The 24,860-nt window shown below is 69.9% G+C and carries 26 protein-coding genes; 19 read left to right on the top strand and 7 right to left on the bottom strand.

Annotation, left to right across the window (positions count from 1 at the left end; all coding sequences use genetic code 11):
- Positions 1-22 precede the first annotated feature (22 nt).
- Genes idi through D3230_RS15295 form a run of 9 tightly spaced genes read left to right on the top strand, consistent with a single transcriptional unit; the run spans position 23 to position 7,993 of the window.
- A complete protein-coding gene (gene idi / locus D3230_RS15335; RefSeq protein ID WP_337249203.1) occupies positions 23-571 on the top strand; it encodes an isopentenyl-diphosphate Delta-isomerase in 549 nt (182 codons plus the stop codon).
- Positions 568-1,737, top strand: coding sequence for a polyprenyl synthetase family protein (locus D3230_RS15330; protein WP_337249202.1), 1,170 nt, complete (start codon positions 568-570; stop codon positions 1,735-1,737). Before idi ends, D3230_RS15330 begins: the two co-directional genes overlap by 4 nt.
- On the top strand, positions 1,734-2,657 hold the full coding sequence (locus D3230_RS15325; protein WP_202345929.1) for a phytoene/squalene synthase family protein: 924 nt from the start codon (positions 1,734-1,736) through the stop codon (positions 2,655-2,657). Before D3230_RS15330 ends, D3230_RS15325 begins: the two co-directional genes overlap by 4 nt.
- Complete coding sequence (gene crtI / locus D3230_RS15320) at positions 2,654-4,252, top strand: phytoene desaturase family protein (protein WP_202345928.1); 1,599 nt, start codon at positions 2,654-2,656, stop codon at positions 4,250-4,252. The genes D3230_RS15325 and crtI overlap by 4 nt, the downstream gene beginning before the upstream one ends.
- A complete protein-coding gene (locus tag D3230_RS15315) occupies positions 4,249-4,623 on the top strand; it encodes a lycopene cyclase domain-containing protein (RefSeq protein WP_202345927.1) in 375 nt (124 codons plus the stop codon). The genes crtI and D3230_RS15315 overlap by 4 nt, the downstream gene beginning before the upstream one ends.
- Positions 4,620-5,798: a prenyltransferase gene (locus D3230_RS15310; protein WP_202345926.1), complete on the top strand. Its 1,179-nt coding sequence runs from the start codon at positions 4,620-4,622 to the stop codon at positions 5,796-5,798. The genes D3230_RS15315 and D3230_RS15310 overlap by 4 nt, the downstream gene beginning before the upstream one ends.
- Positions 5,795-6,691 carry a TIGR01777 family oxidoreductase gene (locus tag D3230_RS15305; RefSeq protein WP_202345925.1) on the top strand — a complete coding sequence of 299 codons (897 nt, stop codon included), beginning with the start codon at positions 5,795-5,797 and terminating at the stop codon, positions 6,689-6,691. Before D3230_RS15310 ends, D3230_RS15305 begins: the two co-directional genes overlap by 4 nt.
- Before the next feature lie 35 nt (positions 6,692-6,726).
- Entirely contained in the window at positions 6,727-7,218 is a 492-nt protein-coding gene (locus tag D3230_RS15300) for a MarR family winged helix-turn-helix transcriptional regulator (protein ID WP_202345924.1), read from the top strand.
- Entirely contained in the window at positions 7,211-7,993 is a 783-nt protein-coding gene (locus D3230_RS15295) for a DNA alkylation repair protein (protein WP_202345923.1), read from the top strand. The genes D3230_RS15300 and D3230_RS15295 overlap by 8 nt, the downstream gene beginning before the upstream one ends.
- Here the strand turns inward: D3230_RS15295 and D3230_RS15290 are convergent.
- Entirely contained in the window at positions 7,982-9,337 is a 1,356-nt protein-coding gene (locus D3230_RS15290; RefSeq protein WP_202345922.1) for a cryptochrome/photolyase family protein, read from the bottom strand. The genes D3230_RS15295 and D3230_RS15290 overlap by 12 nt on opposite strands.
- A 91-nt stretch (positions 9,338-9,428) precedes the next feature.
- Here D3230_RS15290 and D3230_RS15285 point away from each other — a divergent pair, with 91 nt between their 5' ends.
- Positions 9,429-10,139 (top strand): SDR family NAD(P)-dependent oxidoreductase, encoded by a 711-nt coding sequence (locus D3230_RS15285; RefSeq protein WP_202345921.1) that lies wholly within the window; start codon positions 9,429-9,431, stop codon positions 10,137-10,139.
- Positions 10,140-10,198: 59 nt separating this feature from the next.
- Here D3230_RS15285 and D3230_RS15280 read toward each other — a convergent pair whose 3' ends face one another.
- The 3 genes from D3230_RS15280 to D3230_RS15270 form a co-directional block, all read right to left on the bottom strand.
- Positions 10,199-10,870 carry a DsbA family protein gene (locus D3230_RS15280; RefSeq protein WP_202345920.1) on the bottom strand — a complete coding sequence of 224 codons (672 nt, stop codon included), beginning with the start codon at positions 10,868-10,870 and terminating at the stop codon, positions 10,199-10,201.
- 59 nt (positions 10,871-10,929) lie between these two features.
- Entirely contained in the window at positions 10,930-11,889 is a 960-nt protein-coding gene (locus D3230_RS15275; RefSeq protein ID WP_337249201.1) for a cytochrome c oxidase assembly protein, read from the bottom strand.
- Between the two features lie 101 nt (positions 11,890-11,990).
- Positions 11,991-12,473 carry a hypothetical protein gene (locus tag D3230_RS15270; protein ID WP_202345919.1) on the bottom strand — a complete coding sequence of 161 codons (483 nt, stop codon included), beginning with the start codon at positions 12,471-12,473 and terminating at the stop codon, positions 11,991-11,993.
- A 157-nt stretch (positions 12,474-12,630) separates the two neighbouring features.
- On the opposite strand from D3230_RS15270, the gene D3230_RS15265 reads away from it, so the two are divergent.
- Positions 12,631-12,855, top strand: coding sequence for a hypothetical protein (locus tag D3230_RS15265; RefSeq protein ID WP_202345918.1), 225 nt, complete (start codon positions 12,631-12,633; stop codon positions 12,853-12,855).
- Between the two features lie 70 nt (positions 12,856-12,925).
- Here D3230_RS15265 and D3230_RS16265 read toward each other — a convergent pair whose 3' ends face one another.
- Complete coding sequence (locus D3230_RS16265; protein ID WP_202345917.1) at positions 12,926-16,252, bottom strand: Calx-beta domain-containing protein; 3,327 nt, start codon at positions 16,250-16,252, stop codon at positions 12,926-12,928.
- 223 nt (positions 16,253-16,475) lie between these two features.
- Between D3230_RS16265 and D3230_RS15255 the strand changes: the two genes are divergently transcribed.
- The 5 genes from D3230_RS15255 (at position 16,476) to D3230_RS15235 (ending at position 21,645) form a co-directional block, all read left to right on the top strand.
- The gene (locus D3230_RS15255; RefSeq protein ID WP_202345916.1) at positions 16,476-17,012 is read left to right on the top strand and encodes a DUF1648 domain-containing protein; all 537 of its coding nucleotides are present in this window, start codon (positions 16,476-16,478) and stop codon (positions 17,010-17,012) included.
- Positions 17,013-17,100: 88 nt separating this feature from the next.
- Positions 17,101-19,161: an MMPL family transporter gene (locus tag D3230_RS15250; protein ID WP_202345915.1), complete on the top strand. Its 2,061-nt coding sequence runs from the start codon at positions 17,101-17,103 to the stop codon at positions 19,159-19,161.
- A complete protein-coding gene (locus D3230_RS15245; protein WP_202345914.1) occupies positions 19,158-20,477 on the top strand; it encodes a sensor histidine kinase in 1,320 nt (439 codons plus the stop codon). The genes D3230_RS15250 and D3230_RS15245 overlap by 4 nt, the downstream gene beginning before the upstream one ends.
- The gene (locus tag D3230_RS15240) at positions 20,474-21,094 is read left to right on the top strand and encodes a response regulator (protein ID WP_202345913.1); all 621 of its coding nucleotides are present in this window, start codon (positions 20,474-20,476) and stop codon (positions 21,092-21,094) included. Before D3230_RS15245 ends, D3230_RS15240 begins: the two co-directional genes overlap by 4 nt.
- A 104-nt stretch (positions 21,095-21,198) precedes the next feature.
- Positions 21,199-21,645, top strand: a complete 447-nt coding sequence (locus D3230_RS15235; RefSeq protein ID WP_202345912.1) for a DUF2871 domain-containing protein — start codon at positions 21,199-21,201, stop codon at positions 21,643-21,645.
- A gap of 150 nt (positions 21,646-21,795) precedes the next feature.
- Here the strand turns inward: D3230_RS15235 and D3230_RS15230 are convergent, their stop codons facing one another.
- Positions 21,796-22,251, bottom strand: a complete 456-nt coding sequence (locus tag D3230_RS15230) for an Lrp/AsnC family transcriptional regulator (RefSeq protein ID WP_202345911.1) — start codon at positions 22,249-22,251, stop codon at positions 21,796-21,798.
- 120 nt (positions 22,252-22,371) lie between these two features.
- On the opposite strand from D3230_RS15230, the gene D3230_RS15225 reads away from it, so the two are divergent.
- On the top strand, positions 22,372-23,007 hold the full coding sequence (locus D3230_RS15225; RefSeq protein ID WP_202345910.1) for a LysE family transporter: 636 nt from the start codon (positions 22,372-22,374) through the stop codon (positions 23,005-23,007).
- On the opposite strand, the gene D3230_RS15220 is transcribed toward D3230_RS15225, so the two are convergent.
- On the bottom strand, positions 22,991-23,341 hold the full coding sequence (locus tag D3230_RS15220; RefSeq protein ID WP_237467677.1) for a winged helix-turn-helix transcriptional regulator: 351 nt from the start codon (positions 23,339-23,341) through the stop codon (positions 22,991-22,993). The two genes, D3230_RS15225 and D3230_RS15220, sit on opposite strands and share 17 nt — an antisense overlap.
- A 66-nt stretch (positions 23,342-23,407) precedes the next feature.
- Between D3230_RS15220 and D3230_RS15215 the strand changes: the two genes are divergently transcribed.
- Positions 23,408-24,268, top strand: coding sequence for an SDR family oxidoreductase (locus D3230_RS15215; protein ID WP_202345908.1), 861 nt, complete (start codon positions 23,408-23,410; stop codon positions 24,266-24,268).
- 45 nt (positions 24,269-24,313) lie between these two features.
- Positions 24,314-24,760, top strand: a complete 447-nt coding sequence (locus D3230_RS15210) for an ester cyclase (RefSeq protein ID WP_202345907.1) — start codon at positions 24,314-24,316, stop codon at positions 24,758-24,760.
- Positions 24,761-24,860: the final 100 nt, after the last annotated feature.

The raw sequence follows: 24,860 nt of genomic DNA, 5'->3' as shown, positions 1-24,860 counted from the left end.
TGATTCGACGTCAGGAGATCACGTGCCCGTCCCCGAAATGGTCGTCTTGCTGGACGAGCAGCACGCCGCCATCGGATCGCTGCCCAAACGGGAAGTTCACCACGCCGACACCCCGCTTCACCTCGCATTTTCCTGCTACCTCCGCAACGCGGATGGCGAGGTCCTCCTCACGCGCCGGGCGCTCACGAAGCAAAGCTGGCCGGGCGTGTGGACCAACAGCTTCTGCGGCCACCCGGCCCCGAACGAGCCCCTGCCGGCCGCCGTGCACCGCCGCGCCGCGGACGAGTTACGCGCCGAGATCACGGATGTGACCTCGGTGCTTCCGAGCTTCCGCTATCGCGCAACCGATCCGGGCGGTACCGTGGAGAACGAGTTCTGCCCGGTCTTCGTCGCACAGCTCTCCGGCGACATCACCCCCCACCCCGACGAGGTCGCCGAGTGGGCCTGGATCGCACCCGCGGCGCTCGCGGCCGCGGTGGCGGTCGCCCCGTTCGCCTTCAGCCCGTGGCTTCGCGCACAGCTCCCGGAGCTCATCGCCGCCGACGCCCTCGCCTGGGACGGACCCGCGTGAGCGCCCCCGCGATCGCCGCGACGGTGCGTCCCATCCGGGAGAGCGGGACGCACCCGGGGCCCGTCGCTGGCGCGGAGTCAGTGTCTGCCGAGCTCGATCGCCTGCTCCGCGGCCGCGCGGCGCAGGCCGCCCGCTACGGGTCCGAGTTCGCGCGCCTCTGGCAGCATGCCCGCGAACGCGCGATCGGCGGGAAGCTCCTCCGACCGCGCCTGCTCCTCGGGGCCTACGACGCGCTCATCGCGCCGGGCGTGAGCGTGCCGCTGACCCACGCCGCCGTCGTTCGGATGGCGGCGATGACCGAGATCCTGCACTATGCCTTCCTGCTGCACGACGACGTGATCGACGGCGACCTGACTCGCCGCGGTCGCCCGAACCTCATCGGTGCCGTACTGCGAGAACGCCAGGACCGCGCCGGCGCACCCGGGGAGACGCCCGCGGACGGGGCACACGGCGGGCGCGAGGATCTGGACCGCCGCTGGGCCGAGACCAGCGGGATCCTCATGGGGGATCTGTTCCTGAGCATGGCGCACCAGCTCGTCGCCCGCGAAGCGCTCCCGGGGCCCGCCCGGGACCGTCTGCTCGATCTGCTCGATCACACCATCGTCGAGTCCGTCGCGGGCGAGCACCTCGACGTCGCCCTGAGCACCGGCGCCATCCCGGTCACCCGCGACGCTGTTCTCCGGATGAGCCAGCTGAAGACCGCGACCTACACGTTCGAACTGCCGCTTCGGGCTGCGGCGATCCTGGCCGGTGCCGACCGCGCGATCGACCACTCGCTCGCCCGGCTCGGACAGGCCCTCGGGCTCGCGTTTCAGCTTCAGGACGATCTGCTCTCCACGTTCGGGCACCCGGACGAGCACGGGAAGGACGCGTTCTCTGACCTCCGAGAACGCAAGGAGACCGCGCTGATCGCACACGCGCGCGACACCGCCCTGTGGCCCGAGATCGCCGCACGCTGGGGCGGTGGCGAGCTCAGCGACGCGGATTGCCGCACGATCCGAGAGCAGCTGCGCGCCTGCGGCGCGGAGCGCGCGGTGGAATCGCTGGTCGCGGACCGGGTCGCCCAGTGCCGAGAGATCTGCAGCTCGGAGGAGGCCGGGCTCCCCCGGCCGCTCGCGGCGGTCATCTCCGCCCTGGTCGCCGAGCTCACGGGGCGGCGCGCATGACCGCAGCCCCCGATCTCGCCACCCCGCTTCGCCGGTACACCGTCGCGTGCGAGCGCTCGGCGGCCCGCGTCATCGACACGTACTCAACGTCGTTTGGCATGGCGACCCGACTGCTCGGTGCGCGCCACCGCGGTCACGTGCGCAACATCTACGGCCTCGTCCGCGTCGCCGACGAGCTCGTCGACGGCGTGACCGGGGAGGCCGGGTACGCGCCAGCCGAGCAGCATCGCGAACTTGACCGGCTCGAGGACGACACCCGCGCGGCGATCGCTCGCGGCTACAGCAGCAACCCGATCGTGCACGCGTTTGCGCACACCGCCCGAGAGGCCAGGATCGACGCCGAACTGGTCGCTCCGTTCTTCGCGTCGATGCGCAGCGATCTCCCGCCCCGCCCCGGCGACGAGGTGCGGTTGGTCTCCCCGGGCACCGCGTTCGACGCGTCGGCACACGCGAGCTACGTCCATGGATCCGCAGAGGTGGTGGGGCTCATGTGCCTGCGGGTGTTCATCCGCGACCAGGACCCGGGACCCGAGCAGGTCACCGTGCTCGAGCGCGGCGCGTGCCAGCTCGGCGCGGCGTTTCAGAACGTGAACTTCCTGCGCGATCTCGCCGATGATACGGATCGCCTCGGGCGCCATTACCTCGGCCCGACCGCGGGCCTGGACTCGGCGGCGCAGGCGCGCTGGGTCGCGATCATCCGCGCGCAGCTCGCCGAGGCCGAGGCCACCCTGCCGCTCCTGCCACGGGACGCGCAGCTCGCCGTCGCCACCGCACTGCGGCTGTTCCGCAGCCTGAACGAACGCCTCGCGCGGACCCCCACCGAACAGCTGACGCAGCGGCGCGTGCGCGTGCCCGGGCCGACCAAGGCCTGGCTCGTGGCGCGCGCCGCCCTCGACACCCGAAGGAGCACCCTCACATGACGCGGACCCTGGTCATCGGCGGCGGCGTTGCGGGACTCGCGACGGCGGCGCTGCTCGCCCGCGAGGGCCACGACGTCCGCCTCCTCGAGCGTGGCGCGCGCTGGGGCGGCCGGGCGGGCACGCAGGCGCGCGACGGCTTCCGCTTCGACACCGGCCCGTCTTGGTATCTCATGCCACGCGTGTTCGATCATTTTTTTGATCTCCTGGGGACGACCACCGCCGAGCAGCTCGATCTGCGGCTCCTCGACCCCGGGTATCGGGTGTTCTCGGAGCCGGGGCCCGGTGCCCCCGCGGGGCGGCCGTTCGACGTGCCGTACGGACCGGAACGCGTCGCCGCCGCGTTCGAACGTCTCGAGCGCGGCGGTGCCCGGAGCGTGCAGCGCTATGTCGCCTCGGCTGAACACGCGACCGAACTGGCTGAACGGTTCTTTCTCTACAATCCCTTCACCCGGCTCCGTTCGCTCGGGGCCTGGCCCGTGCTCCGCGAGTTTCCTCGCCTCGCTCCGCTGCTTGCCGGGAGCCTTGAACGCTTCGTGGCCCGCCGCTTCCGCCACCCGGTGCTCCGGCAGGTCCTCGGCTACCCGGCGGTGTTCCTCGGCACGGATCCGAGCCGCGCCCCGGCGATGTACCACCTGATGAGCGCGCTCGACCTTGGCGACGGGGTGCGATATCCGATGGGCGGCTTCGGGGAGCTCGTTGATCGCCTGGGCGCCCTCGCCATCGACGCGGGCGCGGAGATCGTGACGGGTGCCGAGGTCACCGAGATCCTCACCCGTCGCGAGGGCGGGGCACTCGTTGCCAACGGCGTGCGGTGGCGCGACGCCGAGGGCCGCACGCACATTGAGCACGCGCACACCGTGGTCTCCGCGGCGGATCTGCACCACACCGAGACTCAGCTCCTGCCGCCGGAGGCCCAGACGTACCCCGAGGCCTGGTGGCACCGCCGCCAGAGCGGTCCGGGTGCCGTGATCGCGCTCCTCGGCGTCCGCGGTGCGCTCCCCGAGTTGGCGCACCACTCGCTCTTTTTCACCCGGGACTGGGACGCAAACTTCGCGGCGATCTTCGGGCCACAGCGGGCGATTCCGGATCCGGCCTCGATCTACGTCTGCAGGCCGAGCGCGACCGATCCGGGCGTGGCGCCCCCGGGCCACGAGAACCTCTTTGTACTCATTCCCGTCCCCGCGGATCCGGAGCTCGGCGGCGGCGGGCCCGACGGGGCCGGCGACGCGGCGATCGAGCGCGCCGTGGATGCGGCTGTGGCGCAGATCGCCTCGTGGGCGGGGATCCCGGATCTCGCGGAACGCGTGGTGCTGCGAGAGACGATCGGGCCCGAAGACTTCGTCTCTGATTATCATTCCTGGAGCGGCGGGATGCTCGGCCCCTCGCACGTGCTGCGTCAGAGCGCGATGTTCCGCGCGCAGAACCAATCGCGCAAGGTCCGCGGCCTGTACTACGCGGGAGCGACCACCGCCCCCGGCGTCGGCGTACCGATGTGCCTGATCAGCGCGGAGCTCGTGCTCAAGCGCATCCGCGGGGACCATTCCCCCGGGCCGCTCCCGGTGCGCGTGCCCACGGCCGCGGAGCCCCGCCGATGACCGGCCTCGTCGGTTTCAGTTACCTCGCGGCCCTCGCCGCCGGCATCGGCTGCATGCTGCTGATCGACCGTCGCTTCCGACTGTTCTACTGGCGCTCCCCCGCGGCCGCGAGTCTCGTCACGCTCGCCGGAACCGCGTTCCTGCTGCTGTGGGACGCCGCCGGGATCGCGAGCGGGATCTTTCTCCGCGGCGACCCGGTGCACGCCACCGGCGTGGTGCTCGCTCCGGAGATGCCGCTCGAGGAACCCGTGTTCCTCGTATTCCTGGTGCTCTGCACCATGATCCTGTACACGGGCGCGGCACGCCTGCTGGGCGCACGGACGCCGCGCGCCCGCCCGGCACCCAACGATCGGACGGAGCCGGGATCATGAGCTATCCGCTGCTCGCCGCGATCTTTCTCGCCGTCGCCGGCGGCACCGCGTGGGCGCTCGCGCATCGAGCGGGTCGCCCGGGGGTGCACTGGCCCGCTGTCGCTCTCGCCGGCGGGGCGCTCCTGCTCCTCACCGCCGTGTTCGACAGCCTGCTGATCGGGCTCGGGTTTTTCCACTACGCACCGGCGCCGCTCGCGGGCGTCCGCATCGGGCTCGCGCCGCTCGAGGACTTCGCCTACCCGATCGCCATCGTCGTCGCGCTTCCGGCGCTCTGGGCTCTGCTCACGCGCCCCGGGGGCGTTCCGCTCCCGGACCTCGTGCGCCAGGCCGTCCTGGCTTCCCGGCCCGTGAGCTGGATCAACACCGCGTTCCCCTTTGCCGCCGCGCTGCTGCTCACCACCCGCGAGATCGACTGGGTGTGGGCGCTCGGAACCCTCTACTACCTCATCCCCTACAATCTCGCGATGTACGGGATCAACGACGTGTTCGACTACGAGTCTGACCTCGCCAACCCCCGCAAGGGCGGCATCGAAGGCGCGCTCCTGGCTCCGCGCCTGCATCGGCCGCTCCTCTGGCTCGTGCTCGCCACGAACCTGCCCTTCCTCATCGTGCTCGTGGCGGTCGGCGGGCCCGCGTCCTGGATCGCGCTGGCGGTGAGCACGGCCGCGCTCCTCGCATACTCCGCGCCGCCGCTCCGCCTGAAGGAGCGCCCGGGGTGGGATTCGATCACGTCCAGTATTCACTTTGTGAGCCCGGCCGCGGTGGGGCTCACCCTCGGGGGCGCGATCCCGGATACCGGATTGCTCCTCACGCTGTTCGCGTTCTTCCTCTGGGGCATGGCCGCGCACGCGTTCGGCGCGGTGCAGGACATCCGTCCCGATCGCGCGGCAGGGATCGCGTCCATCGCCACCGCCTGCGGCGCGCGCCGGACCGTCCGCATCGCGCTGGCGCTCTGGCTCGCGGCGGGGCTCCTGATGCTCGCCGTGCCGTGGCCGGGACCGCTCGCCGCGCTGCTGGCGATCCCCTACCTCGTGAACTGCGCGCCCTGGGTCCGCGTCACCGATGAGACCGCCGCGGACACGAACCGGGCCTGGCGAAGATTCATCTGGCTGAACTACGGCGCGGGTTTCGCGGTTACTCTGATACTCATTCTCTTCTGGCAGGTGGGCTCATGACACAGACGGCACGCATCATCATCTCCGGCTCTTCCGGCTTGATCGGGAGCGCGCTCGTGTCCAGCCTGCGCGCGGACGGCATTCCGGTCACCCGTCTCGTGCGCCGGGCCGCGACCCAGCCGGACGAGGTCGCCTGGGATCCCGCACGCCCCCTCGACCCGGCGGTGCTCTCGGGCGCGCGGGCGGTCGTGAATCTCAACGGTGCCAGCATCGGGAAGCTGCCGTGGACCGCGCGCTATCGCGCGGCCCTCCGGGACTCCCGTATCCTCCCCACGCGCACCCTTGCGGCTGCGGTGCGCGCCCTCGGACGCGATGCACCCGCGTTCCTCTCGGGTTCGGCCGTGGGAATCTACGGTGACCGCCCGGGGGAACACCTCACCGAACAGGATGCCCCCGGCCACACGTTCCTGGCGGAGCTGAGCGGCGCATGGGAGGCGGCGGCACTGACCGCCGGGCCCGACGCGCGCATCGCGCTGCTCCGCACGGCCTCGATCCTGCACCCGCGCGGCGTCCTGAAACCGCTGCTGCCGCTGACACGTTTCGGGCTGAGCGGCCCGCTCGGCGGCGGGGATCAGGTGTGGCCGTGGATCTCGCTCGACGACGAGGTGCGCGCGATCCGGCACATCATCGATGCCGGCGTGACCGGCCCGGTGAACCTTGCGGGCCCCACGCCCGCGAGCGCCCGCGCAATCGGCCGGGAGCTCGCCCGCCAGATGCACCGCCCGTATGTGCTCCCGGCCCCGGCGTGGGCGCTGCGCCTAGGTCTCGGGCGCGACGCGGCCGACTCGCTGCTGCTCGCCGACGCCACCGTGGTGCCGGCGGTGCTCACCGGCTCGGGGTTCGCCTTTCACCATCGCACGGCCCCGGAGGTGCTCGCGGCAGCACTCTCGTGACGCGGAAATAGTTTAGGGGTTGATAATATACCCCTATGGACACTCCCCTCAGTGAGAAGCACGCCCTGCTCCTCCGGCACACGCAGCAGGAGACGGAGGCCGCGCAGCTCCTCATGATGGTGCTGCGCACGGCCCAGCTGGTCGACCGCGCGTGCGCCACGCAGCTCGCCCCATTCGACCTCACGGAGGCGCGGTTCGGCGTGCTGCTCGCCGCCGCGGAAGATCCCGCCGCAACCCCCGCCCGCCTCGCGGCGAAGCTCGATATCACGCGCGCCGCGGTGACCGGACTCGTCGACGGGCTCGTGCGGCAGGGACTCGTGACGCGCCACGAGGACCCTGAGGACCGCCGCTCACTCACCGTCACCGTGACGCTCGCCGGCCACGCCACGCTCGCGGCCCTCGGCCCGCGCTACGGCGAGTGGCTGAGTTCGCTGACCGCCGGCCTGAGCCCGTCCGACATTGCGCGGGCGAGCGCCGCGCTCAGCACGATCCAGCACCAGCTCGCGACGCAGGACCCCCGTGGCTGAGTCGGGTGCGCGCCGGATCGGCGACATCACCCCGGAGCACCTCGCCGCGCTCAATGCCGGAACCGCGCAGGCACGCACGCTCACCGAGGCGCTCGCCATCGACCATCCCGCGCTGCTGCGCGCGGCGGTGCCCGATGCCAGCCCCGCGCTGCGTGCAGCCGCCGCGGAGGCGCAGCAGCTCGGAATCCTGAAACGAATGACCGCGATAGGGGTCGCGGTCCACGCCCACCTCAGCGCGGCGGAGCTCGCTCCCCTCGCCGCGCACCCCTCCGACACGGTGCGGGGGTGGGCGAGCTTCGCGGTCGGGGCGCAGCCGCTCGACCACCTCGCCCCGCACCGGGCGACCGCGCAGCTTCTCACCCGGATCCGCCCTTTCGCCGACGACCCGCACTTCACGGTCCGCGAGTGGGCCTGGATGGCGGTTCGCGCACCGCTGGTCGCGCGGCTGCCCGAGGCCGTTGCCGGGCTCACCGCCTGGACCGGCGACCCGTCACCGCGGATCCGGCGATTCGCAAGCGAGGCGCTGCGGCCGCGTGGTGTGTGGGCCGCGCATATCGCCGCGTTCAAGACCGTCCCCGAGCTGGGCGAGCCACTCCTGGAGCCGCTCCGCGCCGACCCCGACCGCAGCGTGCAAGACTCCGTGGCGAACTGGATCAATGACGCCGCGAAAAGCCAGCCGGACTGGGCCCGCGCACTCACGGCTCGCTGGTTGGAGCAGAGCCCCGGCGCTGCCACCGAGCGGATCGTGCGGCGGGGTCTGCGGTCACTCAGCTGACGGCGAACCCGGCGTCGCGCCTCGTGCCCGATCAGCCGCCGCCAGCGCCCGCACCCGCGACGCCCGCAGATCCACAATCTCCGGTGTCAGCAGGGCGTCGGGTGCCCAGCGCTCAACGTACGCGCCATCCCGGTCGAACTTGTGCTGCTGTGTCACCGGGTTGAAGATCCGGAAGTACGGTGCCGCGTCAGCCCCGCAGCCCGCGACCCACTGCCAGTTGAACGGATTGCTCGCGGCGTCAGCGTCCACGAGCGTGTCCCAGAACCAGGCCTCCCCGATCCGCCAGTCGATGAGCAGGTTCTTCGTGAGAAACGACGCCGTCACCATTCGCACGCGGTTGTGCATGAACCCCGTCTGCCACAGCTCCCGCATGCCGGCGTCCACGAGCGGGAATCCCGTCTCACCGCGCTGCCAGGCCGCCAACTCGGCCCCGGGGGCCGTTTCCCAGGGGAACGCGTCGAAGTGCGCGTTCAGCCCCCGCAGGTGCAGATCCGGGGCGGCGAACAGGGTGTGCCACGCGAACTCGCGCCACCCCAGCTCAGACAGGAACACGGCGACGTCGGCACCCGCGTCGAGGGCGCGATGCCATACCTCGCGCGGACTGACCTCGCCCCAGCGGAGGTGTGGGGAGAGCTCCGACCCGGTTGCGCGCGCCGGGAAATCACGGCCGGCCGCGTACCCCGCGGTCCCCCCGTCGAGGAACCGCGTGAGCCGCGCCTGCGCGGCCGCCTCACCGGGCGTCCACCGTTCGGCGAGCCCACCGGCCCAGTTGGGCGAGGTGGGTCGCAGCGCCCACGCGTCGAGCGTGTCGGACTGCGGTTGCGACGCGGCTGCGGTCAGGTGTTCCGGGATCGCGACCGGCGCCGCCGGTGCGGGGTGGGCGAGGCAGGCTCGCCAGAACGCGGAATACACGCGGTAGGGCAGGCCCTGGCCGTTCAGGATCGCGCCCGGCTCGAACAATAGGTTTCCGGGGAATGAGTGCGCGGCAACGCCACCGGCGCGCAGTCGTTCCTTCAGCGCCGCATCGTGGTGTCGCTCCCCGCCATAGCGACGGTTCCACAGCACGCGCGTAACACCGGCGTCGGCGACCACGTCGGGAACCACCTCGCCCACCGCGCCACGGCGCAGGATGAGCGGGATCCCCCGCGCCGCGAGGTCGTCGCGCAGGCGTTCGAGGGAGCCGTGCAGCCACCACCGCGCAGCGCCTCCGAGGGGCCGCACCCCCGCCGACACCTCGTCCAGCACGAACAGCGCGATCAGGCCGCCAGGGTCCGTCGCCGCCGCGGCGAGCGCCGGGTGGTCGGCGAGTCGCAGGTCGTCACGGAACCACACCAGAGTTGTCATCACGTTCAGCCTATGATGCGCACGGGCTCGGCCGGCGCAGCCGCGGCGACTTCGCAGGAGCGCGGACCGAGGGAGTGGCATACTTCACATCATGCGACTCCTGATTGTTGGTGCGAGCTCCGGGCTCGGCCGCGCGCTCTTCGACGGTCTCGCGGCCGCGGGACACGACACCGTGGGGGTGTCCCGGAGCGTCCCGGCGGACGTCGATCCCGCGCGCTGGATCGCGGCGGACTTCAGCGACCCGGCGACGGCCGCCGACACCGTTGTCGGTGCCATTTCGGACACCGGCGGAGTGCTGGACGGGGTGCTCTACAACCTCGGGGTGTGGGAGCCGACCGCGTTCAGTGATGACTACGACTTCGCCGCCCAAGACGACGCCGTCACGCTCGGCCTGCTCGCGAGCAACGTCGCCGGGCCGATCCTGCTCCTCCAGCGCCTCATGCCGCTGCTGCTCGCCGGCGCGCAGCCGCGGGTGATCCTCACGGGTTCCACCTCGGGGCTGCCCCGCAGCGGCCGGCCGGAGGTCGCATTTGGAGCGTCGAAGGCGGCCCTCAACGGCATTGCGGACGCCCTCCGCGCCCGGTATCACGGCGACCGACTCGGCGTCACGACCCTGCAGCTGGGCTATCTCAACACCGACGACACTCTCTCCGTCCCGCGCGCGGAGGCGGCGGCGCGTGGCGAGGGCACGCTGATCCCCGTGCACGACGTCGTGGCCGTCGTCACCACGCTGCTCGGCCTGTCTCCCGCCTCCACCGTGCGCGAGCTGGTCATGCCCGCGATCCTCGACGACCGGTTCTGAGCAGGGGTCCGGGCTGGGCCCCTGCTCAGCCCCGGGGCCCGCCCCTCCCCCCGACTGTCTTACTCGCGCGCCGCGAGCGCGCCGTCGAGCGCGTCGGTCAGGTCGGACACCTGAGTCGGGGTGACCAGCTCCCCGTCGATGAAGAACGTCGGCGTGCCCTGCACGCCGAGCGCCTGCCCGGCCGCGAAGTCCTCGGCCACCCGCGCCTCGGTCGCGGGATCGGCGACCGCGGCGTCATACGCTGCCATATCGAGCCCGAGTTCCTCGGCGAAGCCGCGGAATCGCAGGGCTTCGGAGTCCTGCCGCTCACCCCACTCCGTCTGCGTGGCGAACATCTTCCGGTACATCGCCTCGAACTGCCCCTGCTGCGCGGCCGCCTCCACCGCCACCGCCGAGGTCATCGAGTTCAGGTGGCCCGGGATCGGGAAGTAGCGGACGACGACATTGATACGGCCATCGTACTGTTCCCGGATGTCCTCGACGACGGGATGCAGCGCCCCGCATGCCTCGCACTCGAAATCCAAAAACTCGACCAGCGTCGGGGCCTCGGGCCCCGCGTCGTCAAGCACCCGGGAGTTTTCCTGCACAAGCGGCACGCGGTTCGCGGCCACAGCCTCGCTCGCCTCCGATTGCGCGCTCGAACGGGCGAACAGCGCGATCACGATGAACACCAGGAACACGAGGAACACCGCGGGAATCGTGATCAATGCGGCCTTCGCAGAGCGGCTCATAGGCCGCTTCGGGGACTGAGGGGCGGGCGGCTGCGTGCCGGGCTGGGGGTCTGACTGAGTCATCGGGAGTTCTCCTGAGTGTGAGGGCGCCGGTCGCGTTCAGCAACCTGCGCCAAGTAGGCGTTGTATTCGTCGAGGTCGGCGTCTTCTTGGGGTTGCCGACGCGTCGCGCGGCGGATATCGCTCGTACGCCACTTCGACAGTGTGACGATCAGTACGAGCAGGAGCGGCAGCTCGCCGTACGACCACACGAGGCCGCCCCCGATCGCCTGGTCCAGGGCGCGGCTGATCCCCCACCCCTCCGGATCCTGCGCATACCACTGGAACATCGCCCCGCCGCTGCGGAGCAGGATCAGCCCGAACAGCGCGTGAATCTGGATCTCGATCAACACGTCGATCAGGCGAACCACGAAGGAGGGGCGGCGCGGCAGCGGGTCCAACGACCAGAGCGGCGCCCCGGCGATGATCCCGAACACCAAGAACAGGGTGAGGAGCAGGAGGTGCCCACCCGGAAGGGCAAGCACCCAGCTCAGGGCGTCGGTGAAGTACAGGCCGGGGAAGGCGATCCCGGCCACCAAGATCGCGACACCGGGGTGCAGGAGCGCGTGCGCGGTCCGTGAGCGGTATCCGGCGAGGGCCAGGCGGCGTATCGGTCGTCCCCACCCAGCGCGCGGGACGGCGCGCAGGATCAGGCGGCCCGGCGCCCCCATGAGGAGGAGCGGCGGGACCGCGACCAGGAGGGTGATCTGCTGGAACAGCAGCACGGACACGAGATCCTCCGCGAACGCATTGCCGCGAAGGCCCGTGGCCGCCCACCAGATGAGGCAGCCCAACAGAAACGACAGGGTGGAGAGCACGCTCCACCGTTTCCGGGCGCGCCACAGCGAGAGCGCGCCTGCCAGGTAGAGCAGGGCGCACGCGAGCGCCACCCAGGACAGGGGCGAAGCGCTCGACGCATCGAAGGCGAACAGCGTGGTCAGCTCATACCGTTCGGAGGCGGTGAGCAGTGCGGAATACACCAGACATCGGGCTTTCTCTGCGGATCGAATCGGGGTCCACGAACCGCGGGGAGGCCAGGCTCAGATCCCCGGCACCGACGGTCCGCGCGGCGCGCCGCCGTTCAGGTCCGGCTGATCGACAGCAACACGAAGAGTGACCGGGCGGGTGCCGCACTGCCGAGTGCGCGCGCCCACGCGGTGCCGGCCGCACCTCGGGCCGGGGATCGCCGCGCGCTGATCCGCCAGACACGCGGCGCGAGCAGCACCATCGTCACCAGGAGCGCGAGCATACAAGCGGTCGCCATCTCGAGCTCGCCGAGGCCGCCACCATTCCCCGGGACCGGCTCACCGGCACCCGTGTCGAGGGGGGTGCCCGCGTCGAGCGCGAACGCCCCGTGCGACTCGGCAGCCGCGCCGGCGTTCCACACGGCGCTTCGGTGCTCAGTGCTCTGGCTCACCGCGTTTCCCGAGAGAAACGCGCCCGTCGAAGGGGTCTCGTGCAGGTGCATGCCGAGCATCCCCAGCAGTACAAAGAGGGCGACTCCGAGAACGGCTACCAGCGCCTGCGCGGGACGCAGGACGGGCTGCACGCGGTGCGTTCGCATGGATGTCTCGCCTTCTCGATCCTGCTGTCACGCTAGCAGGGGGAAGGTGAATGGGGACTGTGACGTCCCTCTTCTCCGGAATCGACACCGAGACTTCACGCACCGAGCGCAAAACTCGGTTCGCCGTTGTCGCCCTGATCTCGGTAAACTGTGACTCATGCCGTCTGAAAGTTTCCAGCGCCTCCCCCAGGAGGTCCAAGAGATCGTGACCTTGGGTCTCGAAAATGAGATCCAGACCGCCTTCGAGGCCATTGGTAAGGCGAAGGCGAACTCCTCACTATCCGTTGAAGAAATTGGCTTCCTCGAGGGAGACATCCTCCGCGCTTCCGCACTGCGGTCGCGCCTCACGGGCGAGGACTCGCCCGTCGTCCCCAAGAAGTAGCGACGCTCCACCACTCACGCACCCGGGCGGATGCCCGGGTGCGTTTTCGTGTGCCTGCCCCGCCGCGCGGCTACGCGCCGCGCCGCCGCGCGCCGAGAACCGCGAGACCGCCGCCGATCATCGTGCTCAACAGTACGCCCCACCACACCAGTGCGCTCAGCCCCCGGCCGGTGGTTGCGAGACCCTGCGGTGACGCGGTTCCCGCGTCGTTGGTGCCCGGCCCCGCGGTCGGCGGGCGGGGCGTCTGGGGGTCCGAGGTTCCCCCGGGCTCGGCCGGGCCGCCGGGTTCGGTGGTCCCTCCCGGGTCCGTCGGTTCCCCGGGGTCTGTCGATTCTCCCGGGTCCGTTGGGGTTCCGGGATCGGGCTTCGTCTCGGCAACGATGGTCCCCACACCAGCCCCGGCCGCCCCGATCGCCGAGTATTCCACCGGTGTCGGGCCGGACAGTACCAGGGAGAACGTGCGTTCGGGATCCCCGGCAGGAACGGGCATCGTCCTGACCGCCACCGTCTGCGCGCGCGTGTCCCCGGGGTTCCAACTCAGCGTCTCGGCGACCGGGACGTAGTGTGCACCGGCGCGCGCAGTCCCGTCCTGTGTGGCAACGTTGACGGTCGCGATCCCCGTCCACGGATCACTCTCCGCGTCCGCACGTTCCACGGTGAACTCGAGCGTCCGTCCCGCAAGCTCGCGCGGCTCCCCGGACACGGTAAACACCGTCGTCCCGGGCACCGCTGCCGCGATGGTGGCGGTCCCGGCTGCGTTCCCCACCGTGGTGTGCGTTCCGGTGTCCGCGATGACGAGTTCGAACGAGCGATCTGGGTCGCCCGCCGCCACCGGAAGCGTGGCTACTTCAATGATCCGCGCGTCGGTGTCGCCCGCCTCCCACCGCAGCTCGACCTCTTCCGACACATAGTGTTCGCCAGCGATCGCGGTTCCGTCCGTCGTGATCACGCGGGCGGTCACCGCCCCGAGCCACGGATTCACGGCGGCGTCCGTCCTGGTCACGGAGAACTGCACGGTTTCGCCGGCTCGGACCCCCTGAGGAGCTTCGATCTCGACCGTGGTCAGCTCAGGCTCAGGGAACGCCATCGTTCCGGTCACATGCGCAGGGCTGCCGAGCTGCGTGAAGCTCGTCGGCGCGGGATCGGAGAGCACGAGCTCGAATTCACGGTCGTCGTCCCCCGCGTTCCCTGGATAGGTCGTCACCTCGACGAGCTGTGGGCCGGTCTCTCCCGCCGCCCACGTCACCGTCGTGTCAATGGCATCGTAGTCGCGGTCGTCTCCCGTCGAAATTGCGGTCTCGTCCTGACTCGTCACCCGCACGCTGGCCTCCCCCGTCCAGGGGTTAAGCTGCGCATCATCGCGCGAGACCACAAAGCTGAAGGATTCTCCTGCCTCCGCAACCTGGTCTCCGCCGAACGCGATCGTGGTCGGTTCGGGCACGGGATACGTGATGATTCCGTCGCTGCTGAACCCGGCCCCCAGCTCGGCGTGCGCGCTCGGGTTGCTCAGTTCCAGGGTGAACGCCCGGCTTTCTCCTCCCGCGCTCCCCGGCAGGGTGTCGACCCGCACGATCCTGTCGCTTGTGTCGTTCGCGTCCCACGTCAGCGTCTCGCTGACGGCAACATAGTCGACACCGGCCGTCGCGGTTCCGTCGAGCGTTGCCACATCAACGGAGACGGCACCCTGCCAGGCCTCCGCCGAAAGCGCCGAGCGCGTCACCGTGAATTCCAGGGTGCCCGGTGCCTCCGCCGTCTGATCTGCGCCGATCTCGACAACCGCATTCGCGGCAGCGGGAACGGAGAGATGTACCCGCTGGGTCATCGTGTTGCCGAGCGCGTCTGCGACGCGCAGCTCGAAGGCCCAATCCCCTTCTTCATCCGGCGTGCCCGACATCGTCCCATCACTGGGATCGATCGCCACCCACTCCGGGACATCCCCGGCAAGGGCGAAGCTCGCCGCAGGGAAGCCGCTCGTGTACGAGATCGGCTGCGACCAGCTCGTTCCCTGCGTGATCGTTGCGCTGTCGATGCTCTCAATCGTGCTCCACACGATCGGCAGTCCAACCGTTCCCGCAAATCGGTCGTTGCCCTGCGGGTTCTCGGAGAAGGAGTACTCGAGTTGCGGGATTGCTGGGTACACCTTGATGTCGACGAGCGGGAACTCTGGGGACAGCGTTGGCACTTGGTTGCCCCCGAATGCGGGGAACGACCCGTCTCGGAGCTCAAGATCTCCCGTGACGTCGTATCGGAACGTTTTCGCGCCCTTGGGCACGTACTGCGCTGCTCCAGGGACCTGCTGCGCAGTGACCGCAAAGGTGCCCGTGGAGACCTGGCCGGGGGCTGCGGGCAGTCCCACAATTGAGGCGAAGTGGTTCCCCAGAGCCTGCAGATTCGTGAGCGACGTGAGCCCGGAGAGCGGTGCCGTGTCGCTCGCCCCCACCGCGTTCATGTGGATCCGGGTCAGCTGCGGCTTCCCTGCGATCTCGTCGATCTTGCCGTTCAGTGTGGCATTGCCAGCGATATCGAGGGTCCTGAGGTCGACCATATCCTCGATCCCGCGCAGGCTGGTCAGCTGCGCGCTCTGGACATCGAGGTTCCTCATTGCGGTCAGAGCGGCAAGGGGCTCGAGTGAGGTGATCGGGTTCATCGACGCAGTCAGCGAGGTGAGCGCGGTCAGACCCGACAGCGGTGAGAGCGAGGTCACCGCATTCTTCTGCACGTTGAGGTACGTGAGCGCGGTCAGGTTCCGGAGCGGGCTGAGGTCGGTAACGAGCGGAAGCTTGCCGGCGGTCAAGTCTGTCAGAAGCGTGCGATCCGCAAGCGGGGAAAGATCACTCACCTTCGGATTGTCAAAAATGTCGAGCTTCCGAAGCTTTGGCAGTGTCCCCAACGGGGAGAGGTCCGAAAGCTCCGGATTCTCCTTGAGCGTCACGGTCGCGAGAAGCGGCGCACCGGCGAGACCTGGGAGCGAGGCGTCAGTCACCTGCGCGCCGGTCATGAAGAGGGTCGCAAGCTTCGGTGCGCTCGCGAGCGCGTCGAGCGCACCGGCGGCCGAGAGATCGTGGCCGCCCCCGGTGAGTGAGAGCGAACTGAGTTTCGTGGCACCTTCCAGGCCTGCCAGGGACGTCACGCTGAAGTTCCGGTCACAACTGAGCGCGGTCACTCCCGCGACGTCGTCCGCGGTCACCGTGGCGTCAGGAGCCCGACCGCCACCGAGCTTTGCGTTCACGCATGCGATCAGCTCCGGGTCGGTGAGCCCAGAGGCTGCCTCGTCCATTGCCCAGGCAGCCGAGCCCTGCACTCCGACCAGGCTCAGCGTCAACGCCGCGATCGCGATCAGTCCCGCGCCCCGCCGTGCTGCACTGCGCAGCGGCCGGTGTTCCTCGAAGATCCCCATGATTCCCCCGTCAGTCCGCCGACGTGAACCAGTCAGGGTGATGCCGTGGCGGCCACCCCCATGACCAGAACACACAACGACGCCCATACTATCCAGAGTGCTCACAGTGGGTCCAGGCCCGGCGCACTGCCCACTCCTGGGTTCCCGGGGCCACCACCCGATCCCTCTCCCCGGGGTCAGCGACCGCAATGCGCGAGTGCGGGCACCCCGCTACCCTGGAACGATGGAGCCGACCCGATCCACCGCCGCCTCCGGTCACGCGCAGCGTCCACAGCGCACGTATCGTACGGGCGCGGTGACGCGTTGGATCCGGATCGCCACCGTGGTCCTCACCGGGGCCGCGATCGTCGCCGCCCTGCTCCGTTACCCCGCGCTCCCCGACTCCGTGCCGACGCACTTCGGAGTCACCGGGGAGCCCGACGCGTGGGGGCCGCCGAGCTCCGTCTTCCCGCTGCTCGCGATCCTGGCGGCGCTCGTGGGTGGCATGACCTGGCTGTCGTTCCACCCCCGCTACTTCAACTTCCCGGTGGAGGTCACCGAGGACACCGCTCAGCCGATGTACCGGCTCGGCGAGCAGATGATCGTCTGGGTGACCGCCTGCTGCGCGCTGATGTGTATCGGCATCATCTGCGAGATCATGTTTCCCGTGTCGATGATGCCGCTCACCGTGGTGGGCACGGCGGGACTGTTCGGCGGCATCGCCGTGAGCCTCGTGCGCATGTTCCGGCTGAAGCCCGCGGCAACGCCGACTGAAGCGTAGTTTCCTCGCCCGCATCACCCATTTGGATGATCCGGGATTCACCCACTCGCGCGATGCTCGAAATCCGCACGGCTGGTGGAGTGGAGGTATGGCACACACCCGCGGATCGACCCGCTTTTCCGATTGGCTCACCTCGCGCGGCGGGGCATGGGTTGCGCTCGGCGTGGCCCTCGCCCTCCTCGTCGGACTCTTCGGCCTCTTCGGCGGGGCGGAGGCCCCCAGTCGCAACATGCCCGCCCCCGCAGACGCGGAGTCGACGCGAGTGAGCGAGCTGCTCGCCGAGTTCCCGAACGCCGACGAGCAGTCCGTGCTGATCGTCGCGACGCGGGACGGGGGCGGTGCCCTGAGCGCGCAGGACCTGACCGCGCTCACTGAGCTGGGGTCGGCGATCTCACCCGAACCCGCCGCCGCTCCCACCGTGAGCGAGGACGGCGAGGCTGCCGTGATCATCACCCCGGTGACGGTGGGCGCAGACAACACGGAAACCGCCGAGGTCATTGGGGAACTGCGCGCGCAGGTGGCCCAGCATGCTCCCTCGGGCCTCACCCTGCAGGTGACCGGCGGCCCCACTTTCGGGGCCGACATCGCTGGCGCGTTCGAGGGCGCCGACTTCACGCTGCTGTTCGTCACGATCCTGATCGTCGCGATCCTGCTGCTCGCCACCTACCGGTCGCCGATCCTCTGGTTGATCCCGCTGACCGTGGTCGCCCTCGCCGACGGCCTCGCCGGCCGGGTCACCGCCGCCGCCGGTGCCGAGTGGGACTTGCAATTCGATGCGGGCATCATCAGCGTGCTCGTGTTCGGCGCGGGCACCAACTACGCGCTGCTGCTGATTTCCCGCTATCGCGAGGAGCTCCTCACGACGACCGACCACCGGTCCGCGCTGAGCACCGCGTGGCGGAAGAGCCTGCCCGCGATCGTCGCGTCGAACCTGACCGTGGTGCTCGCGCTCCTCACGCTGCTGCTCGCCGTGATCCCGGGCACGCGGGGCATCGGGATCCCCGCGGCACTGGGGCTCCTCATCGCGCTCGCGGCGGTACTGTTTCTCCTGCCCCCATTCCTCGCCGTATGCGGCCGGGGCGTGTTCTGGCCGTTTGTGCCGCGCCCCGGATCTGCGCAGCGGCCCGGCCGCGGTTGGCGGGCCTTCGCGAGCCGCGTCGTGCGCCGCCCCATGGCGAGCCTGCTTGCGGGTCTCGCGGTGCTCGCGATCATGGCGAGCGGGCTCTGGGGCACCTCCGTCGGGCTCGATCAGGCCGAGAAGTTCCGCGTGCAATCCGAGTCAGCGGCGGGCCTCGAGAGCTTCTCCGCGCACTTCCCCGCGGGCGAGGCACAGCCCATCTTTGTGCTCACGGAGCATGCTGCGGTCCCCGACGTCCTCTCCGCGATCCGAGAAGTCGAGGGTGTGGTGCGGGCGCATCCAGCCGGAGAGCCGAGCGATGCCGGGCTCACCAAGCTCATGGTGACCAGCGAGTATGCGCCGAGCAGTGAGGCAAACCTCGCGCAGGTGACGGAGCTCCGCGAGGCGGTGCATGCTGTGCCCGGTGCCGAGGCGCTCGTGGGCGGGGCCGCCGCCACTGAACTCGATGCGCGCGCCGGAAACGCGCAGGATCTCCGGGTGATCGCCCCGCTCCTGCTCGCCGTCGGATTCCTCGTGCTCGTGTTCCTCTTGCGGTCGCTCATCGCCCCCGCACTGCTCCTCGCCGTGAACCTGATGAGCGCGGTCGCGGCGATTGGCGCGGGGGCCTGGCTGAGTCGCGTCATGTGGGACCAGCACGCGCTCGACCCGCAAGTGCCGCTGCTCGCGTTCCTGTTTCTTGTTGCCCTCGGCATCGACTACACCATTTTCCTCGTGCACCGCGCGAAGCACGAAGCCGTGGTGCACGGCACGCGGGACGGCATGGTCGAGGCGATCACGCACACCGGCAGCGTCATCACGAGCGCCGGAATCGTACTCGCCGCCGTGTTCGCCGCGCTCGGGGTGCTGCCCCTCGTGACACTCGGCCAGCTCGGCTTGATCGTGGGCCTCGGTGTGCTCGTCGATACGCTCCTCGTACGGAGCATGATCGTGCCCGCCCTGTTCAGTCTGCTCGGGGATCGCATCTGGTGGCCGGGGCGGATCGCGCCGCGACCAGCGAGAATGAAGTCATGAGCCTGCTCAACGCGCCCCTCGCCTCGCCGGATCCGGCGGCGTCATCCGACGCCGCCCCGGTGCCCGCGCCGACGGGTGCCACGGTCCGAGCGATGGAGATTGGGCAGCACCTGATCGCACTGCTGCTCACCGCCATCGGCGTGATTCGTGCCATCGGGGACGGGACGCCGGCCGCCGCCGCGATCGTGGCGGGCTGCGCGATCCTTGCCTGGCACGCCGCCGGTGCGCTACTCCCGGCACCCCGCACCCGGGGTGCCGTGGTGTGGTGGCTCCTCGGCTTCGCCGTCATCTGGGTCGGTGCTGTCTCCGTGTCGGCAGAATTTGTGTGGCTCGCGTTCCTGCTGTGGCTGCTCGCCGGGCATCTTCTCCCCCTCCGCTGGGGACTCCTGTTCTCGGCGGTGGTGCTCGCGGTGACCACGGTCGCGCCGATCGTGCATCACGGAACCACCAGCTACGCCAACGTGATCGGCCCCCTCATCGGTGGGGTGTTCGCCTTCGGGATCTCCCGCGGCTACCTGCAACTGTTGCGGGACGCCGCAGAACGCGAGCGGCTCGTGCGCTCGCTCCGGGATGCGCAGTCGGAGATGGCCGAGTTGCAAGATGAGCTCGCACTCGCACAGCGTCACTCCGGTGCGATCGCAGAGCGCACCCGGATCTCTCGCGATATTCACGACACCGTGGCGCAGGCGCTCTCGTCGATCCGGCTGCTCGCCCATGCCGGGGCCACCCGCACCGGGGACGCCGAGGCCGCGCGAACGCTCGCACAGCTCGAAACGCTGGCTGGGGCGAGCCTCTCGGATGTGCGCCGGATCGTCGCGGCCCTCGCCCCCGCAGAACTCGAGGACGGTGCCCTCGCAGAGGCCCTGCGGCGCATGCTCGATGAGCTCGACCAGCAGACGGGAATTTCGAGCGAGCTGCACGTCGATTCCACGCTGCCCGCGCTCCCCACCGATGTCGAGGTGGCCCTGCTCCGCACCGCGCAGTCCGCGCTCGCGAACGTCAGACTCCACGCTGCCGCGACGCGGGTCGTGGTGAGCCTGATCGACGCCGACGACACCGTCAGGCTCGACCTCATCGACGACGGTGCGGGGTTCGACGTCGCCGCCTGGGAGGCGCACGCCGAGCGAGAGTCGTCGAGCTACGGCCTGCGTTTCATGCGGGCCCGGATGCGCGAACTCGGCGGCGGAATCGACGTGGAGAGCGCGCCGGGCGAGGGCACCGCGCTCTCGGTGCACCTGCCGCTGCACCGGTTCCCCGCGCCCGCCGCCCACACCGCACCCGCCGACCCCCACACCGCCCCGGAGGATCCGTCATGACCACCACCGTGCTCCTCGTTGACGACCATCCGGTGGTGCGCAGCGGGCTCCGCGCCGTGCTCGACATCGGTGACACGGTCCGCGTGGTGGGCGAGGCCGCAACCGGAGAAGAAGCGATCCGGCTCGCGGGATCCCTGCACCCGGACGTCGTGCTCTGCGACCTGCGCCTGGGCGACGGCATGGACGGCATTCAGACCACAGCGGCGCTGCGGGCGCTGAATCCCGCGCCCGCCGTGCTGATCCTGACCACGTTCGACCGCGATGCCGAGATCCTCGGCGCGATCGAGGCCGGGGCGGCGGGATACCTGCTCAAGGATGTGGCACCCGACACCATCGTCGACGGGATCCAGCGTGCCGCAGCGGGCGACACCGTCCTCGCGCCGGATCTCGCCGCCCGCGTCCTCCGCGGCATGCGACGGCCGCTCCCGAAACTCACCGAACGGGAGATTGAGGTCCTGCGACTCCTTGCGACCGGCGACACAAACCGGGAGATCGCGCGCGCCCTGTTCGTGAGCGAGGCAACCGTGAAAACGCATCTCGCCCATATCTTCACGAAGCTCGACGTGGATGGCCGATCACGCGCCGTCCACGTCGCACAGGAGACCGGCCTGATCTAGCGCCGCCCCTGTTTCACTGCTCCGCCGCTGGCCCGTGCCACCCGGCGCGGTTCACTACACCCATTTCACCGCACCACGTTCCCCTGAAACCGAAGAAGGATCCCATGAAACCGCTTCTCAACGCCGCGTTCCTCTACCTGCTCGTCGGCGTCTCCTCCGGCCTGTTCTACCGCGAATTCACCAAGCTCAACGACTTCCCCGAGGGGCAGTTCAGCCAGCTCGGCCTCGCGCACACCCACCTCCTGACGCTCGGTTTCATCGTGTTGCTGATCGCGCTGGCGCTCGAAAAGGTGTTCACGATCTCGCGCAGCCGAAAGCTCTTCGCCTGGTTCTTCTGGCTGTACAACGCCGGCGTGATTCTCACCTCCGGCATGCTGATCTGGCACGGCAGTCTCACCGTGCTCGGGCTCGAGTCGAACAAGATGATCTCCGGCATCGCGGGGCTCGGGCACATGCTGGTCACCGCTGGCATGATCGTGTTCTTCGTGGCGCTGCGCCGCGCCGTCACCGCGGCAGCGGCGAACGCGGCCACTGAGCCGGTGCTGCGATAGCGCCGCCACTCGCCCCGGCTGAGGGGTCGCGCGGGGTGCGCGGCCCCTCAGCCGACACACCGCATAGGCACCCAAGCACGGCGGACCGACACGTCCTCGACGATCCTCGGGAGCTGTGCGAACGCCGCGCCGCGCGCGGTGGCGACAAAGCTAGGAGATCGGGACGGTCCAGTCGGGACCGATCTGCTTCATGACCATCGTCGAGGTCAGCCGCTGAACGCCCGGCAGGCCGGTCAACGTTGAATCGAAGAACGCCTGATAGTCAGGGAGATCACGGGCCAAGACGCGCAGCATGTAGTCGGGCTGTCCGAACAAACGCTGCGCCTCGACCACGCTCGGCATGTCCGCCACCGCTGACTCGAACGCGGAGATCACTTCGAGCGCGGTGTGCTGCATCGTGACGAACACGATCGCCTCAAAGGTGAGCCCCACCGCGGCCGGGGCCACCACCGCGCGATACCCCTGGATCGCTCCGGATCGCTCCAGCTCCTTGAGCCTGCGGTGGCACGCGGAGAGGCTCAAGCCCACGCGATCGGCGAGGTCCGTGGTCGTCATGCGCCCATCGCGTTGCACGATTGAAAGAATCTCCCGGTCGATTGCGTCCATCTTCGAAATTATGCCACCGATTCCGGCGTTTCCGCGCGAGAAGCGAAGCACATTTCGCGCAAATCTGCGTACTCTCTTGATCGCCCGGAACTCCCTGCCGGGCGACGAACAGGAGATTCGGTGGACGGCGCCCTCATGCTGCAGTTCTGGACCATCGCGATCCTGCTCGCGCTCACGCCCGGCCCCGACTGGGCGTTCGCGATCGCGACGGGGTTGCGGCCGGGCTCGGTCGTCCCCGCGGTCCTCGGGATGGCGTTCGGTTACGTCGTCATGATCGGCGTGCTCGCGCTCGGGGCCGGTGCGCTCGTTGCCACCTTCCCGCCGCTGCTCACCGCCCTCACCGTGCTCGGTGCGGCGTACCTCGTGTATCTCGGCGTCACGACGCTGCGCGGACCGGCCCACAGCTTCGACGACACGACCGCGGTGCCGAGCGGCGGCTTCACCAGCCAGTTCCTGCGCGGGGCGGGGGTGAGCGGCTTCAACCCGAAGGGGCTGCTCCTGCTCCTCGCACTGCTCCCGCAATTCACCTCCGCGGGGGCCGCCTGGCGACCGGAAGCGCAGATGTTTGTGCTCGGACTCCTGCACGTCGCCAACTGCATCGTGATCTACTTCGCCGTGGCGCACGGCTCGCGCCGCCTGCTCGGCACGCGGCCGCGCGCGGGCCTCGTCATCACGAAGATCGCCGGGGTCACCATGATCGCGCTCGGGCTGCTGCTGGTGACCGAACAGCTGCTCGCGTTCACCGCGGGGCGGTGACCTTCGCCGCGGTGAACGCGGACGCCGGTGCGGCGCTCCCCCACGCGTTCATCGCATCGAGCACCGGGCGGAGTTCCCGCCCCAGCTCCGTGAGCTCGTACACCACGCGCGGCGGGATCTCCGCGTAGGCCGTGCGCGTGAGGATCCCGCGCTCCTCGAAGCTGCGCAGGCGACTCGTCAGCGTGTGCGCGCTGACCCCGGGAAGGGCCTCGCGAAGTTCCCCGAAGCGCTGCGGGCCGTGCAGGAGTTCCCGCACGATCAGCGTGGCCCACGGCCCGCTGCAGAGCATCAAGAAACGCGCGACCCCGCACTCGGGCAGTTCTGTGGAACTCATGGGAGTGATCATACGCGCCATAAGTTCACTTGACGTAACTGGTGCACCATATGCACTAATAGAGCCATGACGTTCATCATTCACGGCGCCACCGGCGCTCAAGGCTCCCCCGTCCTGTCCGCCCTCCGAAACGCAGGCCACGACGCGACCGCGGCGGTCCGCGATCTCACCGCGCTCCCCGAAGGGGTCACCGGCGTCTCAGTCGACCTCGCCGACGCGGCCGCGCTCACCGACCTCTACACCGGCACCAGTGGCGTGTTTGTCCACCTCCCCCTCGCTGATCACGCGCAGGCTCAGCTCCAGGCCAGCGCGATCGCAACGGCGATCTCCGCAGCACGCCCGGCGCGGGTCGTCATTTCCACGAGCGGCGTCGTGGTCAGCGAACCCGATTCGCCCATGCAGGCACCCGCCGACAGCCCGCTCGCCACGCTCATCCGCGAGGTCACGGACTCCGGCGTCTCCGCCGCTATCGTGGAGCCTCGCCTCTACCTCGAGAACCTGCTCCTTCCGGTGGTGCAGGGCCCGGCGCGCGCCGAAGGCGTGCTGCGTTACCCGTTGCCCGTCGACTATCCCGTGTCCTGGAGCTCCCACACCGACGTGGCCGCGGTGGCCGCGCATCTCCTGACCGACACCACCGTCACGGGGACGGTGTCGGTCGGGCACCTGCCCGGCCTCTCCGGCGCAGACGTCGCCACGGCATTGGAAAGCGTGTGGGGCCGGGAAGTACGGTTCGAGGGCATCACGCCGGACCAGTTCGGTGAGCTCATCACCCCGCTCTTTGGTCCCGGCGCGGGCCCCGTCGTCGGCCTCTACCGTGCACTCAACACGCAGGATCGCTTCGTGGTGTCGGCGGCGCGCAGCGCGCAGCAGCTGCTCGGCCTGCAGCCGCGCCCCGTGAGCGAGTGGGCTGCCCGCGTGGCCCAGTAGGGCGGCAGGATTATTCGCCGCCTCCCGCGCTACTACACTCGTCCCATGAGCCGAAGCACCGAAACCACCGTCCGCGCGTTCCTCGAGCACGTCCGCAGTGGCCGCTCGCCGAAGCGCGCGTCGGAGTACTTCGCGCCCGTGGTGCTGGCGAACCAGGTGCGCGCGGGGGCCGGCGAAACCCTGGAGCGAAGCCCCGCGAACTACACCGAGCACGTCGAAGAAATGATCGAGATGTTCGGAAACTTCGAGTTCACCGTCGACGAGCTGCTCGTCGACGGCGATAAGGCGTATGCCCGCTGGACGCAGCGTGGGCACCACGTGGGCATGATCGACGGGCATCCGCCGACGGGCCACCCCATTGAGACCGTCGGCAGTGCCGTGTATCGCGTCGCGGACGGCCTGATCGCCGAGTACTGGATCCAGCAGGACGCCGCGGGCCTCGCCGCCCAGCTGCGCTCGCAGCGTGGCGCCCGGGCCTCGCAACACGAATAAGAACCTCCAGTTGTGATGGAGCCGCCCCCACTCCCACACTCACCCCACTGACGTCCAGTGTCATTGCGGGCAGCCTCCGCGCCCTGTCACCAGGCTCGTC

The sequence above is a fragment of the Leucobacter chromiireducens subsp. solipictus genome, assembly GCF_016758195.1.
GTDB classification, from domain to species: Bacteria; Actinomycetota; Actinomycetes; order Actinomycetales; family Microbacteriaceae; genus Leucobacter; species Leucobacter solipictus.
This window is presented reverse-complemented; position numbering and strand designations above follow the sequence as displayed.

Bases quoted from the DNA above. Each gene is read 5' to 3' on its own strand.
- D3230_RS15325 (WP_202345929.1), top strand. From the start codon at position 1,734: ATGACCGCAGCCCCCGATCTCGCCACCCCGCTTCGCCGGTACACCGTC.
- crtI (WP_202345928.1), top strand. From the start codon at position 2,654: ATGACGCGGACCCTGGTCATCGGCGGCGGCGTTGCGGGACTCGCGACG.
- D3230_RS15315 (WP_202345927.1), top strand. From the start codon at position 4,249: ATGACCGGCCTCGTCGGTTTCAGTTACCTCGCGGCCCTCGCCGCCGGC.
- D3230_RS15310 (WP_202345926.1), top strand. From the start codon at position 4,620: ATGAGCTATCCGCTGCTCGCCGCGATCTTTCTCGCCGTCGCCGGCGGC.
- D3230_RS15305 (WP_202345925.1), top strand. From the start codon at position 5,795: ATGACACAGACGGCACGCATCATCATCTCCGGCTCTTCCGGCTTGATC.
- D3230_RS15300 (WP_202345924.1), top strand. From the start codon at position 6,727: ATGGACACTCCCCTCAGTGAGAAGCACGCCCTGCTCCTCCGGCACACG.
- D3230_RS15290 (WP_202345922.1), bottom strand. From the start codon at position 9,337: ATGACAACTCTGGTGTGGTTCCGTGACGACCTGCGACTCGCCGACCAC.
- D3230_RS15285 (WP_202345921.1), top strand. From the start codon at position 9,429: ATGCGACTCCTGATTGTTGGTGCGAGCTCCGGGCTCGGCCGCGCGCTC.
- D3230_RS15280 (WP_202345920.1), bottom strand. From the start codon at position 10,870: ATGAGCCGCTCTGCGAAGGCCGCATTGATCACGATTCCCGCGGTGTTC.
- D3230_RS15270 (WP_202345919.1), bottom strand. From the start codon at position 12,473: ATGCGAACGCACCGCGTGCAGCCCGTCCTGCGTCCCGCGCAGGCGCTG.
- D3230_RS15265 (WP_202345918.1), top strand. From the start codon at position 12,631: ATGCCGTCTGAAAGTTTCCAGCGCCTCCCCCAGGAGGTCCAAGAGATC.
- D3230_RS16265 (WP_202345917.1), bottom strand. From the start codon at position 16,252: ATGGGGATCTTCGAGGAACACCGGCCGCTGCGCAGTGCAGCACGGCGG.
- D3230_RS15255 (WP_202345916.1), top strand. From the start codon at position 16,476: ATGGAGCCGACCCGATCCACCGCCGCCTCCGGTCACGCGCAGCGTCCA.
- D3230_RS15250 (WP_202345915.1), top strand. From the start codon at position 17,101: ATGGCACACACCCGCGGATCGACCCGCTTTTCCGATTGGCTCACCTCG.
- D3230_RS15245 (WP_202345914.1), top strand. From the start codon at position 19,158: ATGAGCCTGCTCAACGCGCCCCTCGCCTCGCCGGATCCGGCGGCGTCA.
- D3230_RS15240 (WP_202345913.1), top strand. From the start codon at position 20,474: ATGACCACCACCGTGCTCCTCGTTGACGACCATCCGGTGGTGCGCAGC.
- D3230_RS15235 (WP_202345912.1), top strand. From the start codon at position 21,199: ATGAAACCGCTTCTCAACGCCGCGTTCCTCTACCTGCTCGTCGGCGTC.
- D3230_RS15230 (WP_202345911.1), bottom strand. From the start codon at position 22,251: ATGGACGCAATCGACCGGGAGATTCTTTCAATCGTGCAACGCGATGGG.
- D3230_RS15220 (WP_237467677.1), bottom strand. From the start codon at position 23,341: ATGAGTTCCACAGAACTGCCCGAGTGCGGGGTCGCGCGTTTCTTGATG.
- D3230_RS15215 (WP_202345908.1), top strand. From the start codon at position 23,408: ATGACGTTCATCATTCACGGCGCCACCGGCGCTCAAGGCTCCCCCGTC.
- D3230_RS15210 (WP_202345907.1), top strand. From the start codon at position 24,314: ATGAGCCGAAGCACCGAAACCACCGTCCGCGCGTTCCTCGAGCACGTC.